Here is an 18,221-nt window from a genome sequence, read left to right on the forward strand (position 1 = left end):
CGATTGGGATAAGACGCGAAGGCTGTCAGGTCAGGGCGGCCGAAGCCGGCCGGCGGGGTAGCGTCGGACACGTCGAGGTCTTTCGGATGGATGGCGTAAGAACCTCCATCGTCGGGAGATCTCGACGTCTATCTGCGGACCGACGCGCCCGGCCGACCTACGCCCTCATCTGGGAAGAGCCGGTAACGCGGCCCGCGTCGACATTGAGCGATCGCGGTCGACGTCGAATGCTGCATGTGCGGGATCCGAGCAGCCCCCACCGTGGTTTGCCGCCGCCGTGTAGGCACCCATTGCGGCGTCAGCTGTTGCGGACGACCCGACCCGCCTGGGCGCGACCCGTCGCCAGCGCGAGCGAGGCGGCCAGGACGATCAGCCACAGTGCGTGCGCCGCGAGCACCGCCCCGCGGGCGGCCCCCGAGACCGGGTTTGCGGACGCCTCGGACAGGGTGTTTTCCCAGGTCGATGCGATCTCGCCGGCACTCGCCTCCGTTGGCAGGCCCGCTGAGTCTGGCAGAGTCGCCCCAGCCGGTGGCGGCAGCTCGTAGAGGATGAGTTCGGGGTTGGAGAAGGTTGTCGTCGTCGTGGTTTCTCGGGGAGCATCCTCCGCGGTGAGGGTCTGCGCCGACTCGCCACGGGGGCCGGCGGACGTGCGCTCGTCGAGCACCCAACGGATGCCCATCGATGCCAGGACCTGTGCGTCCTCGCCACGCATGAGCGCCTCGGTGGCCCGGCGCGCGCGATCTCCCTCACCAGATACCGCTGCCTGACCCGCGCCGCCGACCACGAGGTCGCCCGGAACCAGCACGCGAGTGTCGAGCAAGCGCGGCGCCGGGTCAAGGACCGCACGGCCGTCCACCCACAGTGGCGTCGAACGGAACGAGCCGGCCGGCAGGACCAGCAGGTCGCCAGGCTGGCCGTCGACGATCGCGGCCACCTCCGCCCAGCCGGGGCCGAAGGTGACCGGCCGCAGCTGGTCCCACAGAGCGCGGGGAGCGTCCGGGACCGCGGCGATCGCGATGGCCGTCACCGCAATGGCCGCGCCGATCGGACGCAGGCGCGCGGCGAGGGCGCGGGTTGCGAACGCCAGCGCGAGGACCGTCGCCGGCAGCGCGAGTGCCACGACTTTCTGCGTGTCCCGCAGCAGGCCCGCGGCCGGCACCGCCCCGACCAGCGCCTCCAGCACGGCGATGCCCGGCCCGGTCGCGGCGATCGCCACCAGGAGCCAGGTGAGGATCGCGGTCGGGATCGTCGCCCGCACCGCCGGCAGGTGCCGGGAGCGCCACAGGCCGCGCGCCGCCAACACCCAGACCAGTAGGAGCAGCGCCAGCGCCACCGCCGACCACCACGTCGCGCGCGACGGCGGCACCGCCTGCGAGTTCCAGATTCCGCCCAGCGCGACGACCGAGCCGAGCGTGCCGATGCCGGGCTCGGCGCGGGCGGCGAACGCGGCCACCCCTGTCGCCGCGGCGCCGGCCGGCCCCCCGCCACCTGCGGGTCCGGCGCCGCCTGCCGGTCCCACGCTGCTGACCAGGGCCGTCGCCAGCAACCAGGGCAGGGCGGTGACCACTGCCGTCACCGTGAGCGCCACGGCCGCACGGGCTCGCGCACCGGTCCACGCCCGACGGCCGGGCGACACGTCCGCGCAGGTCAACGCCACTGCCGCAGCGATGACGGCAAGCACCCACCCGGTGGGCGTGAGACCGGCGATCGCCAGCGCGGCGCAGGCCCCGGCGACGCGCAGCCCACCGTGCCCTCCCCCGGCCCCGCGGCCCGCCCGACGTGCGCACCCGGAATGCTCATTTTTCGCCGACTTGCGCGCGCGGATTGCACCATTCGGGGCGCGTAAGGCTCGGGGGTCCGCACGAGCGAGGAGCACCGGCATCGTCATCACGGCCGCGACGCCTGCCAGCAGCGACCAATGCCCCTGCAGTAGCCGCTCCACCACGAACGGATTCCAGACCGCGCCCACCACCGCCGGCAGCCGGATCCAGACCGCCGAGCCTGCGGCACGCGCCGAACCCTTTGCACGCGCCGAACCTGCAGCGTCCGCCGAACCTGCGGCGTCCGCGCCGGTTGCCCCGCCGCACGCCGGCACGACCTGACGGACCAGGGCGCCCGCCGCGACCGCGAGCCACACGCAGAAGATCGCCGTGAGCAGGCCCGTCAGCGGCCAGACCGGCAGCCCGACCGCGCCCAGAGCCCGGCTCGCCCACACCATCGCGACGTCCTGTGGCACCGCCCGCGCGGCCGACTCTCCCAGCCCGAGAGCCGCATCGGACAGTGGCGGGCTCGGGGTGGCCACCCAGTCCCGAAGCAGCGGGAAGCCCGGGCGCGCGAGCCCCGCCAGCAGTAGGGACGTCACGACCAGTCCGATGCCGGCGTCCGTCAGCGCGGCCGCGCCGACCCGACTGCGGACCCCGGCGCTGGCTGACATGCGGACATTCCATCACGTCGCCAGGGCGGCATCCGCGCTCGCGCCTGCCCGGCCGCCGCACCACCGGATGGGCTCGTCCCTCGAAGCCGCCTACGATCACCCGTGTGGAATATCAGGAGCGCACGGCGGCACCCGACTCCGCCACCAGGCGCTTCCTGACCGGCGCGGGAGCGGTGACGGCGGGCTCGATGCTCGCCAACATCGCCGCCTACCTGCTACATCTGCCCGCCTCGCGTTGGCTGGGGCCGGAGGGCTACGGCGCCTTTGCCGCGCTTCTGTCAGTGCAGTTGCTGGTGGCGGTGCCGTCGCTCGCGCTGCAGGCGGTCGTGGCGCGCGAGCTCGTGCGCGGGGTGTCGAGCGAGGCGTTGCGGTCGCTCGGCCGGCGGGTCGCGATGCTGGTCACGCTCGTCGCGGCGCTGGCCGTGGTGCCGGTGTCGCTTCTGTTGGACACGCCCGTGCTCGCCACCGCCGCAGCCCTGGTGCCGGGCCCGGTGCTGTGTCTTCTGGCGACCGAGCAGGGCCTGCTCCAGGGCTCCGAACGGTTCCGCGCATTGGGCGTGGTGTTGGCACTGGCCGGCGCAGGGAAGGTCGTGCCGGCGGTCGGCGTGCTCGCGGCCGGCGGCGGAGTCGGGCCGGCGTTGGCGGCCGGGGCGGTCGGTGTGGCGGCGGCCTGGCTGGTGGCGGGCCGGATCGTGGCGGTCGGCTCCCGCTTCACAAGCTCCGTCGGCTCGTCCGACTCCCACGGCTTCCTCGGTCACGAGACCGGGCCGGGGTCGCCTGGGCCGAGGTCACCTGGGCCGTTGTCGCCCGGGGTGGCCGCCGTCCTCGCGGCCGGGCAGGTCCAGCTGGTGATGATGGCGCTGACCTCGGTTGACCTGCTTCTGGCCCGAGCCCTCCTCTCCCCCGAGGACGCGGGTCGATATGCGCTCGGAGCCGTTGCCGCGAAGGCCGCCTTCTGGCTTCCCCAGGCCGTCGGTACCGTGCTCTACCCGCGCATGGCCGACCCCGCAGGGCACCGAGGTGCTGTCCGCTCCGCCGTCGGTGTGCTGCTGGGGATCGGCGCGGTGGTGGTGCTCGGTGCCGCAGTGGCCGCCCCGCTCGTGCCGGTTCTCGTCGGCGCCGACTACCAGCCGGTCGCCGGGCTGCTCTGGGCCTTCGCCGCGCTCGGCGTGGTACTCAGTGTGCTGCAGGCGTTCCTGCTGGCCACCATTGCCACTAATCGGACCGTCGAGGCCGGCATCGCCTGGTGCGGGCTGGTGCTCACGGCGGTCGTCGTGTGGTTCGCGCCCCGCGACGTCACCGGGGTTCTGGGGGCGACGCTTGTCGTCGTGGTGGTCACCACGGTCGTCGCCGGCTGGCGCGCACTCCGGGCCCGCCCGGCCTGAGCGATCACCCCGCCTGAGGTCGCGCCCCTCAGATCTGCCGCTCGAATCGCGATCTGCCGCAGGAGCTCCGGCGACAGAGCGCAGTTCGACCGGCGGATTTCTGTCTGCGCCCCGGTGGGCTGGCCAACGAATCGATGCAGGGGCGGCGGGGCGGAGTTGGCGTCAACGAGAAGAGCGTCCCGCACACTGTCCTCTCGGACGTTGTGTGCGGAACGCTCTTGTCGATGTGCCCGGCGGGCGGGCCAGGCGAACGGACCGCGGCAGGCGGGCGGACCGGGCTGCGGGCGACTACAGCCCCGGCCCCGAACGCGAGATCAGGCGCGGGCGTCCGGACCGGGCCCGGCAGGACCAGCGGGCCCGGCAGATCCGGAGCCGCCCGCAGCGGGACCCGCAGGCCCGGCGGAGCCGTACCCACCCGGAGCAGTACCGGCGGGGCCAGCATTACCAGCAGAACCGCCACGCCCGGCGGGACCCGAGCCGCCCGGCCTGCGGCCCGCGGTGCGCGAACTTCCGGCGCTACCGCCGCGGGCACCGAGCACGATGCCGCCGATCAGAGACAGCACGCCCAGGATGCCCAGGATGATCGGCACGACGCGGCCGAAGGTGTTGAGGGTGTCGGCGCTGTCCTGCGCACCCGCCAGCGTGATCTCCTGGGTCTCCTCGTTCCAGCCGGACTGGAAACGGACGGCCGTGCGGCTCGGCTCGGCCTTCTCCTCTTCCACGGCGGTCTTGTCATTGAAGAAGGCGTCGGCCTCGGCCTGGTCCTCGGCGAAGAACTGGAAGATGTCCTCGGAGCCGTTGACGATCTGGCCGGTGGACGGGTTCACCCAGATGGTGCGGGTGTTGGTGTAGAAGCGACGCATGTCGACCTCGCGCTCCGGGTCACCCTCGAGGCCCCACTGGCCGGCGGTCATGCCGTCGCGGCGGTAGCTGGCCAGGACGGACTCGACGGCCGGATCGTAGCCCTCGGAGATCGAGGCGAAGTGGTCGCGGATCGAGGACCACATGTCGATGGGGCCCAGGTTCTGACGGAACTCGTACGCCTCGACACCGCCGACGGTGGTCTCGCCGACGAACTCGATCGGGTTGGTGGTGAAGGTGCTGGCGTCGAAGTACGGGTACGACTTCTGCTCGGTGTCGAACGGGAACTTGTACTGCAGGCCATCCCGGACGAAGCCGACGGGGGCGGACTCCTCGCCACCGGCGGCTACGATCTGCATGGTGCTGGTGGCCTCGTCGATCGGCATGGCCGTGACGCGGTCGAGGGTGATGCGGTCGACGGTCGCGTTGATCAGCGCGGCGTTGTCGCCACCATCGGCCAGGTCCTCACGCAGCAGCGACTGCGCGGCCTGCATGGTGATCACGTCGGAGTCCGAGGGCTCGACGGCCGTGACGCGACGCTGCGAGTACAGCGGGACGTCGTTGTCGATGAAGCAGCTCACGGCGAGCTGGACCTCGGAGTCGTCGGCCTCGTCGTCGCCGACCGCCTCGACGTCCTCGCCCTCGGCAGCGCCCTCACCGGCGGCGCCCTCGGCGGCCGCGTCGTCCCCGCCCGCGTCCGGCACGCGGCACTCCTCGCGATCGGCGTTGAGCTCGGTCGGAGTGTTGGTCGCCAGCGACAGGCCCACGAGCACCGCACCGGGCGAGACCTCGGTGACCGTCGTGGAGTTGATGTCCAGCGGGGTCTTCTTCTGCGCCGGCACCACGAAGAACACCAGCGCGAGTGCGATAGTGATCAGGAAGGTCCCGAGCCCCACCAGGACCAGCGCGGGAACAGTCGACCTCCGTCCCGCGGAACTGCTCTGACGTGCCATCGGTTGTCCTCCTGGAGTATCGCCGTCGGTCCGCCCACCGCCCGGGGTTCACCGGGGCGATCGCCCGGGCCGGACCATCATCAGGAGAAGATTAACAGTGATGAAGAACGCAAACGGCACCCCCGACCACCGAGTCGGCACTCTCCCGGCCGCCCGCGGGTTCGTCCCGGCGCTCGAGGGATTGCGCGCGATGGCCGCCTTCGCCGTTCTCACCACCCATGTCGCTTTCCAGACCGCCTCCTCGACCGGGTCGGCGATCCACCGGGTCTGGGGTCGCATGGACCTGTCGGTGGCCGTGTTCTTCGCGCTCTCGGGCTTTTTGCTGTGGCGCGTCCACGCCCTGCACGCCCGCTCCGGCGCCCCCGGCACCGCCCGCCCGGCCCGCACCTACCTGCGCTCGCGTCTGGTGCGGATCATGCCCGCCTACCTCCTGTTGGTGGCGGCGGCATTCCTACTCCTGCCGCAGAACGCCTCCAGCCCGCTGACGACCTGGACGGCCAACCTGACGCTCACGCAGGTGTTCGTCCCGGACTCGTTGGCCGAGGGGCTGACGCACGCGTGGTCCCTGTCGGTGGAGATGACCTTCTATATAGTGCTGCCGCTGTTGTGGTGGGCGCTGGCCCGGCTGCGGGATGCGGCGGCGCGGTGGCGGATCCCGGTGATCGCCGGGGTGGGGGTGCTCAGCCTCGGGTGGGCGCTCGTGCCCTGGTATGAGCTGGGGTTGCCCGAGCGGCTCAACGACCAGATCCTGCCGCCGGCCTTCGCCTCCTGGTTCGCGGCGGGCATGATTCTCGCCGAGCTGGTCGCCGCCCCACAGGGCCGTATGGCCGCCCTGGCCCGGCACCGCCACGCGCGCTGGGGCTGGTGGGCGCTCGCGGCGGCCGCGTTCCTCGCCTCGACGGTGCCGCAGTGGTTCACCGAGGGGTTCGTCCACCCGTCCGGCCCGGAGTTCGCGGCCCGCACCGCGCTCGGCGCGGCGGTGGCGTTCTTCCTGCTCGCCCCGGTCGTGCTCGCGCCGGAGGGTCAGCGTTTCGCGGTCCTGGGTTCGGGGCCGGTCACGATGCTCGGCCGCTGGTCGTACGGGGTGTTCCTGTGGCACGTGCTGGTGCTGCATTTCGCGTTCCAGATCGCGTTCGTGCCGATGTTCTCCGGGCGGATGCTCGAGATCTGGTTGCTCACCGCGGCGGTGTCGACGGTGATCGCCGCGGTGAGTTACTCGCTGGTGGAGGAGCCGTCGCGCCGCTGGTTGTCGCCGCGCCGCGACCCGGGCGCGCTGCCGGCGCCAGACGGCCTGTCCGACGACGGGGCCGACGACCGGGACGACGGAGCCGAAGACTGGTCCGACGACAACGCCCCCACCGACGGCACGCCCACAGACGGCCAGCCCGCCGCCAACCCGGCGCAGACCAGCCCGAACACCGTCGCCACCTGAGGCGCCCAGCCGTCACCGGCGTAGCCGAGTGGGTCCGGCCACGGGGCACGCGCCAGTAGCGCCGCGCCGGCGACGATCCCGATCCCGCTGCCGACGACGAGCCATCGCCGCGCCCGTCCCGCACCCAGGTATCTGCTGGCCACCAGTGCCGCACCGGTGAGACCGGCGGTCAGGGCGAGCCCCACCGGCCCGGCCACGACGAACCCGAAGACCGCCGTTGAGGCCACGATCACGGCGCCGCCGGCCCGCCGCGGGGTCGTCCGTGTCCCGGCACGGTCGTGCTGCCCGCGCACGAGGAACAGTACGAGCACCAGCAGCAGCGCGATGGGCCCGGTCAGCAGCGCGGCCCGGTACGGGCGGTCGAGCGGCACGGTGAGGACGAGCGTCATCCCGGTGTCGGCGGCGGGCAGGACCCAGCCCTGCTTCCAGCCGTCGATCGTCACGGGCCGCGGGTCGGCGAGCTCGGTGCCGTCGTCGGCCACGAGTCGCGCCTGCCACGCCGGGGTGACCGATTCGGGGATGACCAGCACCCGCTCGCGCGCCGAGCCGGGCACGTACAGCTCGCGGCGGGAGTCCTCCCAGGCCACCGTGCCGACGGCGCGCGTGGCCTGGAGGCCGCCGCCGAGCGGCGCGGCGCCGCGAGCCGCGCCCTCGCCGCCGCGTCCGCCCTCGCCACCGGGGCCGTCCGAGCCGGTGGGTCCGCCTTCGCTGCCGGGGGCGACGCGGAGCCCCACCGCGTCCACCGTGAATGCCTCCCCGGGGTCGACCGAGACCTCCTGCGCGCCCGCCGCGAGCTCGACCGGGCGGCTGTCGCACAGCTCGGCCGGAACGGCGGCGCCGGAGAGCAGGTCGCGACGCGAGGCGCTGATGCGCGTGCCGACGATCCGGTCGCCGATGTGGATCCGGGGCCCGTCCTGGCAGGTCAGGGTCACGGGCTCGCTGTCTGCCGCGGGCAGCGCGCCGATGCGGGCGCCGGTGTCGTCCTGCACCCAGACCTCGGCCAGTCCGCCGGGCACGGGCGCCCCACTGGGGTCGCGCACGTCGGCGGTGGTGTCGAGGCGGAGCGTGACGCGGTCGGTGTAGTCGGGGGGAAGGTCGACGACGACGGAGCCGTCCTCCTCTGTGGCGAGTTCGGTCAGGTCGATGCTCGTGCGCTGCACGCCGGTGTCGATCGTCACGACCGCAGGAGCGGCGGGGGCCGCGGCTCGGGGTGCCCACAGGCGCAGCGAGCCGACGAGGTGCCGGCCGGGAAGGCGCAGTTCGAGGGTGGGCGAGGGCCCGTCGGGGGCGTGCCAGCTGGTGGCGCGGTCGCCGTCGACGGCCGCGTTCGGTCCGCCGGCGGGGTCGGTGACCTCCGAGTCCCCGAAGGCGCGGACCTGCCGGAAGCGGCTGGCGGGCGTGCCACGCAGGACGTCGTCGAGCGCCGGGCCGGAGCGGGGGCGGACCAGCAGCTGCGGGACGACCGCGGTGTCGGCGGGGACGTCGAGGAGGCGGGCGAACCGGCCGGGTTCCTCGGCCTCGATCCAGAGTTCGGGCGCGCAGCGGACGGCGCCGGTCTCTTCCTCGGCACCGGCGAGCCCGTCCACCGGGGAGCCGCCGTGGACGCAGTCCGAGCGGCCGGGCAGCTCCTGGCGCAGCAGCCACCCGGAGGGGGCCGCCGCGGGGTCATCGGTCGCGGAATCACCGGCGGCAGACCCGCCGCTGGCAGGACCGGGCCGCTCCGGCAGCGTGATCGTGCGCAGCAGGGGGACGTTCTCGCCGCCGGTGGTCAGCCCGATGTCGGCGATCTCGAAGTAGGTGCCGCGACCGCCGTCGGCGAAGCCGGTGGCCGTGACGCGGACCCGCTCGGTCTCGCCCGGCGGCAGCGCGATGGTCGTCTCCTCGCCGAGTGACGGGAACACGGTGGTGGTGCCGGTGTCGGTGCGCACCTGCAGACTCGTCAGCGCGGCGCCGGCGGTCGGCTCGGGCACGGTCAGCCCGAGCACGGCGCGGTCGACGGGCTCGGGCAGCTCGATCTCCATCCACTCGCCGAACGCCGAGCCGAGGCCTCCGGAGCGCCACGTGCTGTCCGGGTCGCCGTCGACCGCCGCGGCCACCGAATGCGACGGGCGCACCGGGCCGGTCTGCGCGGAGTCCGCCGCCGACGACGACACCGTCACCCGCGCATCCCACCAGCGCGCCCGGGCCAGCGGTGGCTGCTCGTCCGCGACGCTGGCCGCGTAGTCGGGGATCGTGCCGCGGCTGCGGCGGGGATCGCCCTCGGCCCGCACGGCGGACGAGTGGTGGTCGAGGCGACCGAAGTCGGTCTCGCGGTCCATCGGCGAATCGGTGAGCACCGGCCCGATCGAGTTCACCGGCCGCGGCCGCGGGAACGGGTCCGATCCGGGCCCCACGTCGGCGGCGAGCGCGTCGGCCTCGAGCAGGCGCGTCACCCGGGCCGGGGAGCCGGTCGTGTCGCTCCCGACCCCGAGGTCGTCCAGCGCGGCGAGCGACTCCGGGCCGCCCGCGACCACCGGCAGGTCGCGGACCTCCACGGTGTACGGCGCCGTGGCCGAGCGCGGCGGGCCCGGGGCGGTCGCGTCGGAGCCCAGCCTGGAGTCGACGCGGTAGATCTCGATCGCGGGATACGCGGGCCGGAGCCCGGAATCCGGGACGACGACGGGCTCGGCGCCCTCGGCGTTGTCGTCGTCGGCATTGTCTCCGTCGGCGCTGTCTCCGTCGGCGCTGTCTCCGTCGGCGTCGTCGTCCCCCTCGGGCGCGCGGGCGCCGCCGACCGGCGCACCGAAGTCGGCGACCCGCACCAGGCCGGGCGAACCCTCGAGCGTCTGGTGGACCAGGGCGGGCCACGGGGCGGCGGAGGCGGAGGCGTCGGTGCCCTCGAGGTCGTTGCGCACCACCAGGTACCCGATGCCCAGCGAGGCGAGCGTGGCCGCCATGCCCGGCGCGGGGCGGCCGTCGGCGAGGCGGCGCTGGACGGCGTCGAGGGCGCGGATCGCGGGGGCGGGCTGCAGCGGCACCGAATCGCGGACGGCCCAGGGGGTGTCGGCGAGCGGCTGGAGCGGCTCGTCGCGGGTCACGCCCCACACCTGGCGCGCGAAGGAGGCGCCGGGCACGACGAGGGCGCGCGTGGTGCCGGCGGGGTCATCGGTACCGTCGGGCCCCGCCACCGACGCGTTCTCCGACAGCCACGCGGCGGCCTCGGGCCAGTAGTCGGGCACCTGCTCGTGCGCGCCGACCGGGGCGAGCTTGCCCAGCCACGCCGGGGCCACCGCGACGGACGCCGCCAGCACCACGACCATCGCCAGCGCGACGGAGCGGTCGCGCTCGGGGTGCGCCAGCGTGTCGGCCACCTGGCGGCGGTCCCCGCCGACCCGGGCGAGCAGGTGCGCGAGCAGATGCGCCACGCCCAGCACGATCGGCAGGCGCAGCAGCGGCTCGAACTTGTGGACGTTGCGCAGCGGGGCGCCGGAGCCGTCGAGGAACGCGCGCACCGTCTCGGCGAGGCCGCCGCCGGCGGGCCCCACCCACGGCGCGGCCATCGCGACCAGTCCCACGGCGGCGATCACCAGCAGCCGGCCGCGGGCGGGCATGCCCCGGCGCAGCAGACCCACCACGCCGACGGCCGCGATCACGCCGGTGGCCAGCACGTACACGGGCTCGCTGGTGAGGGCGGCGCCCGCGATGCGGTCGGTGGAGACGAACGGTACCCACGTCGAAGCGCCGCGCAGCACCTCCGTCACCGAGGACCAGCGGGTGGTCACCGCGGCGGACTCGATGTGGTCGAGGAACGGCGGCGAGACGCGGCCGAGCAGCACCAACGGCACCGCCCACCACACGCACACCGCCGCGGACAGCGGCAGCCACCACGCGGCCAGGCGCGCCCACGTGCGGTCGGGGCGGTGCATGACCCACCACAGGATCGCCGGCAGGCACGCGGCAGCGGTGGCCACGGCGTTGACCGCGCCCATCAACGCCAGCGCGAGCGCCGCCCCCGCCCCGCCCCGGCGCGGCGACATGCGGCCCTGCAGCACCCGGATGACCGGCAGCAGCACCCACGGCGCGAGCGCGACGGGCCAGATCTCGGAGGAGATGGAGCCCAGGTCGCCGAGCATGCGCGGGGCGAGCGCGTAGAGGATCCCGGCGGCCGCGCGGGTCTGGCGGGTGCCGATCCGCAGCGCCGCCGCCACGCGCACCACGCCCACGTAGGCCACGGTGAGCAGCACCGCCCACCACAGGCGTTGGGTCAGCCAGGCGGGCATCCCCACCAGGTCGAAGAGCGCGAAGAACGGCCCCTGCGGGAACAGGTAGCCGTACGCCTGGTTCTGGACCTGGCCGCCGAAGGACATGCCGGTCCACAGGTGGGTGGCGCCGGTGAGGAAACGAACCGGGTCAGCGACCAGGTCGTACTTGGTGTCGGGGACGATCTGCCCCGGGGCCTGGAGGCAGGCGAGGAGAAGGAAGGCGAGAAATGCGACGACGCCGTCGCGCGCACCGGCGCCGAGACGGATCCCGCGGATCACCTAGGCCGGAGGAAGGATCGACAGGGGGCGGGCGGCTAGCGCGCGCCGTACTCAACCTGGCCGAGCAGCGCCTGGTCGGCGGGCGGCTGCGGCACCTCGGGGATCGTGTTCTCGGCCATCGAGGTGTTCAGACCGAACGCAACGATGCCGCCGAGGACGATTCCGCCTACTGCGCTGGCGAGCGCTCCGGTGCCGAAGCTCATCGAGTTCTCCCTGCGATTCACGAAAAAAGATGCGGTTCCGCGGGCACCTCAGGGGCACCCCGACGCCGAAAGACTAGCACCCCGCTTCGCGCCATTTCGTAGGTAGCGCTGACCACGAGTCCTTACTGGCGGGTAAGTTAGTGTGGCAGAACACACCCACGACCCGCCGGGAGGAGCCCTGTGTCGACCGGGACCAAGCGCATCCCACGCGCTATCCGAGAGCAGCAGATGCTCGACTCCGCGATCCGCGTGTTCGCCGATCTCGGCTACCGCTCCGCCTCCATGGACACCATCGCGCGCGACGCGAAGATCTCCAAGCCGATGCTCTACCTCTATTACGGCTCCAAGGAGGAGCTGTTCACGGCCTGCGTGGTCCGCGAGTCCGGGCGGCTGATCGACCAGCTCACCGCCGCGGCGCTCGCCGGCTCCGGTCCGCGCGGCCGCCTCGAGAGCGTGGTGCAGTCGTTCCTCGAGTACGTCGACGAGCACCCCGACTCGTGGAACGTCGTCTACCGCCAGGCCTTCGCCGAGCCGGCCTTCCGGGGCCAGGTCGAGAAGATCCGCTCGGACCTGGTCGATCTCACCACGGACGTCCTGCAGCAGCACTGGGGTGACGAGCGCAGCCGCGAGAACCTCGAGGTGGTGGCCACCGCGCTGGTCGGCGCGGGTGAGGCCGTGGGCGACCGCGTCGCCCGCGGGGCCATGCCCACGTCGGTGGCCGCCCGGGTCGTCGTGGACCTGGCCTGGCGCGGCCTCGCCGGCGACCCCGTCAGGGACCTGTCCGGAGCGGTCGGTGCGAAAGACCCCCACAAGACCGTCGATGACGACGACAATGCGGACACCATCGGTACGTCCACCCACCGCCCCGCCGCCACCGAGGAGCAGCCGTGACAGACAAGACCTCAGCGACCACCAGCGGTGTCGAAGGCGCCCGCACGCTCAGCCCGATGGACCTGGCCAAGGGGCTGCCGTCGATCATCGCGGACCTGCCGTCGGTGCTGAACGGGCTGCGGATCGTGCGGACCTCCCGCCCGAGTGACCACGTGTCGATCGGCAAGCGGTTCGAGTCCCTGGCGGCCTCGCAGCCCGACGCCCCGTTCCTGCGCTTCCTCGGCACGGAGGTCTCCTACGGCGAGGCCAACCTGCGCGCCAACCGCGTCGCGGCGATCCTCAAGAATCACGGCGTCACCCGCGGCGACACGGTGGGCGTGTGCATGACCAACCGCACCGAGGTGATGCTCGCGATCCTGGGCGCGGCCAAGGCCGGCGCGTCGGTGGGCCTGCTCAACCACCATCAGCGCGGCGACGTGCTCGACCACTCTCAGAAGATCATCGAGCCGAAGGTGGTGCTGGCGGGCGCCGAGTGCGCTGAGACCGTCAACTCCATTCCGCGCGAGGACTGGAGCGGCACGCTCATCGCGGTCAGCTCGCCCGTCGACCTGCCGCAGCGCGGCCTCATCGCGGGTGACCGGCCGGAGTCGATGTCCGATCTGACGTGGCTCGAGGACGAGCTCGCCGCGCTCGAGGACTCGGTGGGCGAAACCGATTTCCCGGACGCCGCCCAGACCGTCGGTACCGAGACCGCCTACTACATCTTCACCTCCGGCACGACGGGCCTGCCCAAGGCGTCGACGATGTCGCACTACCGGTGGAACCGGGCCCTGGCCGGCTTCGGCCTGTCCGGGGTGCGGTTGAAGAAGGACGACGTCCTGCTCTGCCCGTTGCCGATGTACCACAACAACGCCCTGACGGTGGGGCTCGGCTGCGTCTTGGCCGCGGGCGCCTGTATGGCGATCGAGGAGCACTTCTCCGCCTCCAAGTTCTGGGATCAGGCGCGCGCCTCCGGGGCCACGGCTGCGATCTACATCGGCGAGATCTGCCGTTACCTGCTCAACCAGGAGCCCGGCCCCGGCGACCGCGACCACTCGATCCGCGTGATGACCGGCAACGGCCTGCGCCCCGAGATCTGGGACCAGTTCACCGAGCGGTTCGGCATCGACCGAATCTGCGAGTTCTACGCGGCCAGCGAGTGCAACATCGCGTTTGTCAATGCGTTCAACGTGCCGCGGTCCACCGGCTACTGCCCGATGGACTTCGCGATCGTGGACTACGACCCGGAGACCGGCGAGCCCCGCCGCGGTGCCGACGGCCGGCTGTCGAAGGTCGGCAAGGGCGGTGTCGGACTGCTACTCAGTGGCATCTCGGTGTCGCAGCCCTTCGACGGCTACACCGACCCGGAGGCCACCGAGAAGAAGATCGTCCGCGACGCGTTTTCCGACGGCGACGCCTGGTTCATCTCGGGCGACCTCATGATGAACCAGGGCCTCAAGCACGCCTCGTTCGTCGACCGGCTCGGCGACACGTTCCGATGGAAGGGCGAGAACGTGGCCACCACCGAGGTCGAGGCCGCGGTCGGCACCCAGCCCGGTGTGGACCAGGCCGTGGTCTACGGCGTGCCGGTCACCGGCGCCGACGGCAAGGCCGGCATGGCCGCGATCCGCCTGCACGACGGCGCCGAGTTCGACGGGCAGGCCATGGCCGACGCGTTACGCAAGTCCCTGCCGGCGTACGCGGTACCGGCGTTCATCCGGCTCTCCGCCGAGCTCGAGCACACGTCGACGTTCAAGAGCCGCAAGACCGAACTGCGCGAGCAGGCCTTCGACACCAGCATCTTCGACGAGCCGGTGTATGTGCTGACCAAGAAGAACGGATACGTCCCTCTCTACGAGGGCGCCGAGCGCGACCTGGTCGACGGCACCGCCTGACCCGCCGCAGCTACGCAGTTGCAAGACACCCCGTCCCACCTCCGCGACTGGCGGACGTCGCCCACCTCCGCGGTTGCAACACACACCGCCCCGGTTGCACGACAAGAGTGGCGAAATCTGCCCGATCTTCGAACGAGAAGTCGTGCAATCGTAGGTCGATGTCTTGCAACTTCGGAGGTGCGCCGGGCGACGTCCGGCAACTACGGGGCCGAGTGCGGAGTAACGCGTGCCGGGGCGGGGCTTCTCAGGCCTGCGACCAGCCGGTGTCCACGCGGATCCGCTCGAGCCGCCGGTACGAGATGAGCCACTGGCCGTCCACCCGGCGGTAGCGCTCGTGGTAGTGACCCCAGCCGTGCAGCCAGCGCTCGCGGCCGTCGACCTGCCACCACAGCCGGTCCTCCATGGCCCAGATGCCGGTGGCGGTCGGCTCGCCCGTCTCCGGGTGGGGCCCGGCGTATTCGATCAGCGGAGTGTGCCCGTGGTGGACGCTCGTGACCGGCGAGGCCCCGTCGAGGGTGTCGCGGATCTTCGCGGTGAGCGCCTGCCGCCCCCGCACCTGCGCCTCGCCGCCGCCGGTCGCCCAGGACTCGCTCACCACGTCCTCGGTGTGGCACGGCCCGTAGCCGTCCCACTGCTTGGCGTCCATGACGTAGAGGCGGCGGGCGAACACGGCACGGATCGCCTCGAGGTCGGCGGCGGAGAGTGCAGACCCCTCGCCGGCCTCGGGCTCACCGATCCCAGCTACCCCGGCCTCCCCCGTCACGTCGTGTAGTCCGCGTTGATGGCGATGTACTCGCGGGTGAGGTCGCAGCCGTAGACGGTGCAGGAGCCGCCCGCCGACCCATCCGCGGCCCCACCACCACCGTCAGCACCACACGCGGCACCGCCCGTTACGCCCAGGTCCACGGCGATGGTGACCTCCTCGGCCCGCATGATCTCGGTGAGCCGCTCGAGCTCGGCCTCGCCGGGGAAGGCGGGGTAGGTCTCGAGGTCGCCAAAGACGATCGTCACGCGCTCCGGGTCGATGTCGGTGTCGTCGCTGCATTTGCCGATTGCCATCGCGACGCGGCCCCAGTTGGGGTCGGCCCCGTGCACGGCGGTCTTGACGAGCGGCGAGTTGAGGATCGCCTTGGCCACTCGCTTGGCCTGGTCGCGGTCGCGCGCTCCGGTCACCTCGACGGTGAGCAGCTTGGTGGCGCCCTCGCCGTCGCGGGCGAGCTGCCGGGTCAGGTCCAGGCACACGGCCGTGAGTGCCTCGCGGAGCTCGTCCTCGGCCACCTCACCCGCTGTGCCGCTGGCGAACGCGATCGCAGTGTCGGAGGTGGAGGTGTCCGTGTCGACGGATAGGCAGTTGAAGGTGTCGTCCACCGCGGCCCTGAACGCGGCATCTAGCACGCCCGGTTCCACGGCGGCGTCGGTGAAGATCACGGCGATCATCGTGGCCATGTCGGGTTCGACCATTCCGACACCTTTAGCGACGCCCACGACCTGGGCGGTGGACCCCGTCGTCGTCGCTATCTCCCGCACGGCGGTCTTGGGGTGGGTGTCGGTGGTCATCATGGCGGCGGCCACGGCCAGGGCGTCGGAGCCGAACTCGGCGCCGGCGAGCCCGTCGAGGTGGGTGCGCAACAGGTCCATGGGGTACTGGCGGCCGATCACGCCGGTGGAAGCGATGAGCAGGTCCTCCGGCGGCACGCCGACGGACGCCGCGGCGCGGTCGAGGACCTCGCGCGCGTTGGCCATGCCCTGTTCGCCGGTGGCCACGTTGGCGTTCTTGGCCACCACCACCAGTCCCCGCGCGCGGCCGGAGGCCGCGTTGGCGCGACTGAGGACGACCGAGGGGCCGGCGAAGAGGGACCGGGTGAAGACGGCCGACGAGGCGGGGGCGGGCCCCTCGTTGACGACGACGACAACGTCATCCCCCTCCTCGCGCAGACCCGCGGAGCCGGCATGGGCTCGGAAGCCGTCCGGCAGGGGGACGGTCGCGGGCGAGGTGGGCGGGTGCGCAGTCATGCGGCCATTGTCCCCCGCGGGCCCGGCGGGCGGTGGCGAAGGGTTATGCGTACGCCGATTACACAGATTTTCTGGTTTGTGACGCACATTACAGACGTCCAAGTTTGGGGCGCTAACCAGCGTCGATAAGTCTCCCCAAATCCGAGAACCCCTGTGCGACAACCCCTCAAGATGGAGATGTCGGAGTTCCGACGTAACGTTTCGTAGCGAGTTCGGGATGTACTTCACGAGTCCATCACGGACCGCAATACGACAGCAGCGGCGCAGCACGGTGCCGCTCACAACGAAAGGGTCATCACCATGATCGACGCCATCTTCAACTTCTTCAACCAGCTCCTTGGCACCGGCTCGGCCGTCGCCGAGTTCGGCTCGGTCACCGCCGGCAACGTTGCCGACATCGTCACCGGCTCCATCGGCCTGCCCGACGTCGGCCCGGTTGCCCCGGAGGCCTGATTGATTCCGACCAACTAGCGGCCTAGCCCGCTGACCGGTCAACGCAACGCCGGCAGTCGTCTTCGGACGGGTGCCGGCGTTGTGCATTTTTTCAACCGCACAACTCGCGGCCTGCGCTGCGAACCGGGCAGGCACCGCGGATATTGTGAGCCAAATTACACATGAAGATCCGTGGGCCGACCTAGCTGGCCTTATAAAGAACGCACCGACGTTTCCTCATTCTCATTCCCGCCCTACGGATGACGGCGCCGCGCCCCGTACGTAACGTCCTCTCGTGAGTTATTGGTGAGCCTCAGGGCTCACAAGAACTCGACCGCACAGGGAGCGGTGCACCCTCGCGCCGCCCACGACGAAAGGACCACCCCATGGGTTCCATCGCACAGTTCCTCCCCGGCCTCGCCAGCGGCTCCGCCGCCGTTAACACCGGCTCCGACGTCGTCGACGGCGGTGCCGACATCTTCGCCCAGATCCTCACCACCATTGGCGGCTTCATCACCCAGGCCACCGGCTCGCTGGAGTGATCTAGCCAAAGTTGGGCTAGCGCCCGGCCTAGGCAGCCCCGACGCTGGCATCGTCTCCGGACGATGCCAGCGTTGGGCATTTCGCAGCCTCGAGCCTGCACAGCTCAATCTGTCGCACCCGATGCCCCGGTCCCGCAAGCTGGCGCGCCTTCGCCGACGCCCCATTACCCGCGCCATACCGAGCGGAATTAACGACTCCTCCCGCAAAGCCCCCCTCGCCATCCCGGACGGCCTATTCGCCGGGGCTCCTGATCGGCAAACTCCACCGCGCGTCGATCGACACATCTCTGCCCAGCCCGTCGCACCACGCTCGACACCGTGAACTGCCGACCGCACACCAAAAGGTCGTCCTTGGCCTTGAGCCACAATCCTGGTCGCTACGCCAGCGATGCCGCCGAATCCCCCAAAGTGGCCGACCCGCCGTCGCGTAACACCGATCCGACCATTGTGTCTCGATCGAAACAATCGCGGCGAAGGTGGCCACATCCGTTGGCGAACAGGGCATCTGTAAATCTCAGATGTCCGACTGCGCGGAGAACCTCGGCTACCAGAGCAACGTCCCGAAGACTTGCCGTAACACTGTGATGCGGATCACTGATATGTGGGGCGAGTCCACCACGGGGCCCTTGAGACCCAGCGGCGAACTCAGTTCAACGCGACGTGTCCACGCCGCACCTCCGT

At 72.0% G+C, this 18,221-nt stretch carries 10 protein-coding genes and 2 pseudogenes; 6 read left to right on the forward strand and 6 right to left on the reverse strand.

Going from position 1 to position 18,221, the window contains the following annotated elements:
- Nucleotides 1–298 precede the first annotated feature (298 nt).
- Complete coding sequence (locus ACWIFB_RS06950; protein WP_454057763.1) at nucleotides 299–2,434, reverse strand: hypothetical protein; 2,136 nt, start codon at nucleotides 2,432–2,434, stop codon at nucleotides 299–301.
- A gap of 104 nt (nucleotides 2,435–2,538) precedes the next feature.
- On the opposite strand from ACWIFB_RS06950, the gene ACWIFB_RS06955 reads away from it, so the two are divergent.
- Entirely contained in the window at nucleotides 2,539–3,819 is a 1,281-nt protein-coding gene (locus tag ACWIFB_RS06955) for a lipopolysaccharide biosynthesis protein (protein ID WP_454057764.1), read from the forward strand.
- Between the two features lie 314 nt (nucleotides 3,820–4,133).
- Here the strand turns inward: ACWIFB_RS06955 and ACWIFB_RS06960 are convergent, their stop codons facing one another.
- Nucleotides 4,134–5,633, reverse strand: coding sequence for a DUF3068 domain-containing protein (locus tag ACWIFB_RS06960; RefSeq protein ID WP_454057765.1), 1,500 nt, complete (start codon nucleotides 5,631–5,633; stop codon nucleotides 4,134–4,136).
- A gap of 100 nt (nucleotides 5,634–5,733) precedes the next feature.
- On the opposite strand from ACWIFB_RS06960, the gene ACWIFB_RS06965 reads away from it, so the two are divergent.
- Nucleotides 5,734–7,065, forward strand: coding sequence for an acyltransferase family protein (locus ACWIFB_RS06965; RefSeq protein WP_452100557.1), 1,332 nt, complete (start codon nucleotides 5,734–5,736; stop codon nucleotides 7,063–7,065).
- A 1,022-nt stretch (nucleotides 7,066–8,087) separates the two neighbouring features.
- Here the strand turns inward: ACWIFB_RS06965 and ACWIFB_RS06970 are convergent.
- Both ACWIFB_RS06970 and ACWIFB_RS06975 read right to left on the reverse strand, forming a co-directional pair.
- Nucleotides 8,088–11,585: pseudogene (locus ACWIFB_RS06970) on the reverse strand (DUF3367 domain-containing protein); the annotation flags it as partial.
- Between the two features lie 35 nt (nucleotides 11,586–11,620).
- The gene (locus ACWIFB_RS06975) at nucleotides 11,621–11,788 is read right to left on the reverse strand and encodes a DUF2613 domain-containing protein (protein ID WP_230930530.1); all 168 of its coding nucleotides are present in this window, start codon (nucleotides 11,786–11,788) and stop codon (nucleotides 11,621–11,623) included.
- 180 nt (nucleotides 11,789–11,968) lie between these two features.
- On the opposite strand from ACWIFB_RS06975, the pseudogene ACWIFB_RS06980 reads away from it, so the two are divergent.
- Nucleotides 11,969–12,568, forward strand: a pseudogene (locus tag ACWIFB_RS06980) (TetR/AcrR family transcriptional regulator); the annotation flags it as partial.
- Between the two features lie 167 nt (nucleotides 12,569–12,735).
- On the forward strand, nucleotides 12,736–14,553 hold the full coding sequence (locus ACWIFB_RS06985) for a long-chain-acyl-CoA synthetase (RefSeq protein WP_454057826.1): 1,818 nt from the start codon (nucleotides 12,736–12,738) through the stop codon (nucleotides 14,551–14,553).
- 244 nt (nucleotides 14,554–14,797) lie between these two features.
- Here the strand turns inward: ACWIFB_RS06985 and ACWIFB_RS06990 are convergent, their stop codons facing one another.
- Both ACWIFB_RS06990 and argJ read right to left on the reverse strand, forming a co-directional pair.
- Nucleotides 14,798–15,289: a nuclear transport factor 2 family protein gene (locus ACWIFB_RS06990; protein ID WP_454057827.1), complete on the reverse strand. Its 492-nt coding sequence runs from the start codon at nucleotides 15,287–15,289 to the stop codon at nucleotides 14,798–14,800.
- Nucleotides 15,290–15,312: 23 nt separating this feature from the next.
- Nucleotides 15,313–16,566 carry a bifunctional glutamate N-acetyltransferase/amino-acid acetyltransferase ArgJ gene (gene argJ, locus ACWIFB_RS06995; protein WP_454057766.1) on the reverse strand — a complete coding sequence of 418 codons (1,254 nt, stop codon included), beginning with the start codon at nucleotides 16,564–16,566 and terminating at the stop codon, nucleotides 15,313–15,315.
- A gap of 300 nt (nucleotides 16,567–16,866) precedes the next feature.
- Here argJ and ACWIFB_RS07000 point away from each other — a divergent pair, with 300 nt between their 5' ends.
- Both ACWIFB_RS07000 and ACWIFB_RS07005 read left to right on the forward strand, forming a co-directional pair.
- A complete protein-coding gene (locus ACWIFB_RS07000) occupies nucleotides 16,867–17,019 on the forward strand; it encodes a hypothetical protein (RefSeq protein WP_454057767.1) in 153 nt (50 codons plus the stop codon).
- A 365-nt stretch (nucleotides 17,020–17,384) separates the two neighbouring features.
- Entirely contained in the window at nucleotides 17,385–17,540 is a 156-nt protein-coding gene (locus ACWIFB_RS07005; protein WP_454057768.1) for a hypothetical protein, read from the forward strand.
- The last annotated feature ends 681 nt before the right edge of the window (nucleotides 17,541–18,221 follow it).

The organism is Dietzia sp. NPDC055340, assembly GCF_053645335.1.

Excerpts from the sequence above, each read along its gene's own strand:
- ACWIFB_RS06960 (WP_454057765.1), bottom strand. The coding sequence starts at position 5,633 with ATGGCACGTCAGAGCAGTTCCGCGGGACGGAGGTCGACTGTTCCCGCG.
- ACWIFB_RS06965 (WP_452100557.1), top strand. The coding sequence starts at position 5,734 with ATGAAGAACGCAAACGGCACCCCCGACCACCGAGTCGGCACTCTCCCG.
- ACWIFB_RS07000 (WP_454057767.1), top strand. The coding sequence starts at position 16,867 with ATGATCGACGCCATCTTCAACTTCTTCAACCAGCTCCTTGGCACCGGC.
- ACWIFB_RS06975 (WP_230930530.1), bottom strand. The coding sequence starts at position 11,788 with ATGAGCTTCGGCACCGGAGCGCTCGCCAGCGCAGTAGGCGGAATCGTC.
- ACWIFB_RS06985 (WP_454057826.1), top strand. The coding sequence starts at position 12,736 with ATGGACCTGGCCAAGGGGCTGCCGTCGATCATCGCGGACCTGCCGTCG.
- ACWIFB_RS07005 (WP_454057768.1), top strand. The coding sequence starts at position 17,385 with ATGGGTTCCATCGCACAGTTCCTCCCCGGCCTCGCCAGCGGCTCCGCC.
- argJ (WP_454057766.1), bottom strand. The coding sequence starts at position 16,566 with ATGACTGCGCACCCGCCCACCTCGCCCGCGACCGTCCCCCTGCCGGAC.
- ACWIFB_RS06950 (WP_454057763.1), bottom strand. The coding sequence starts at position 2,434 with ATGTCAGCCAGCGCCGGGGTCCGCAGTCGGGTCGGCGCGGCCGCGCTG.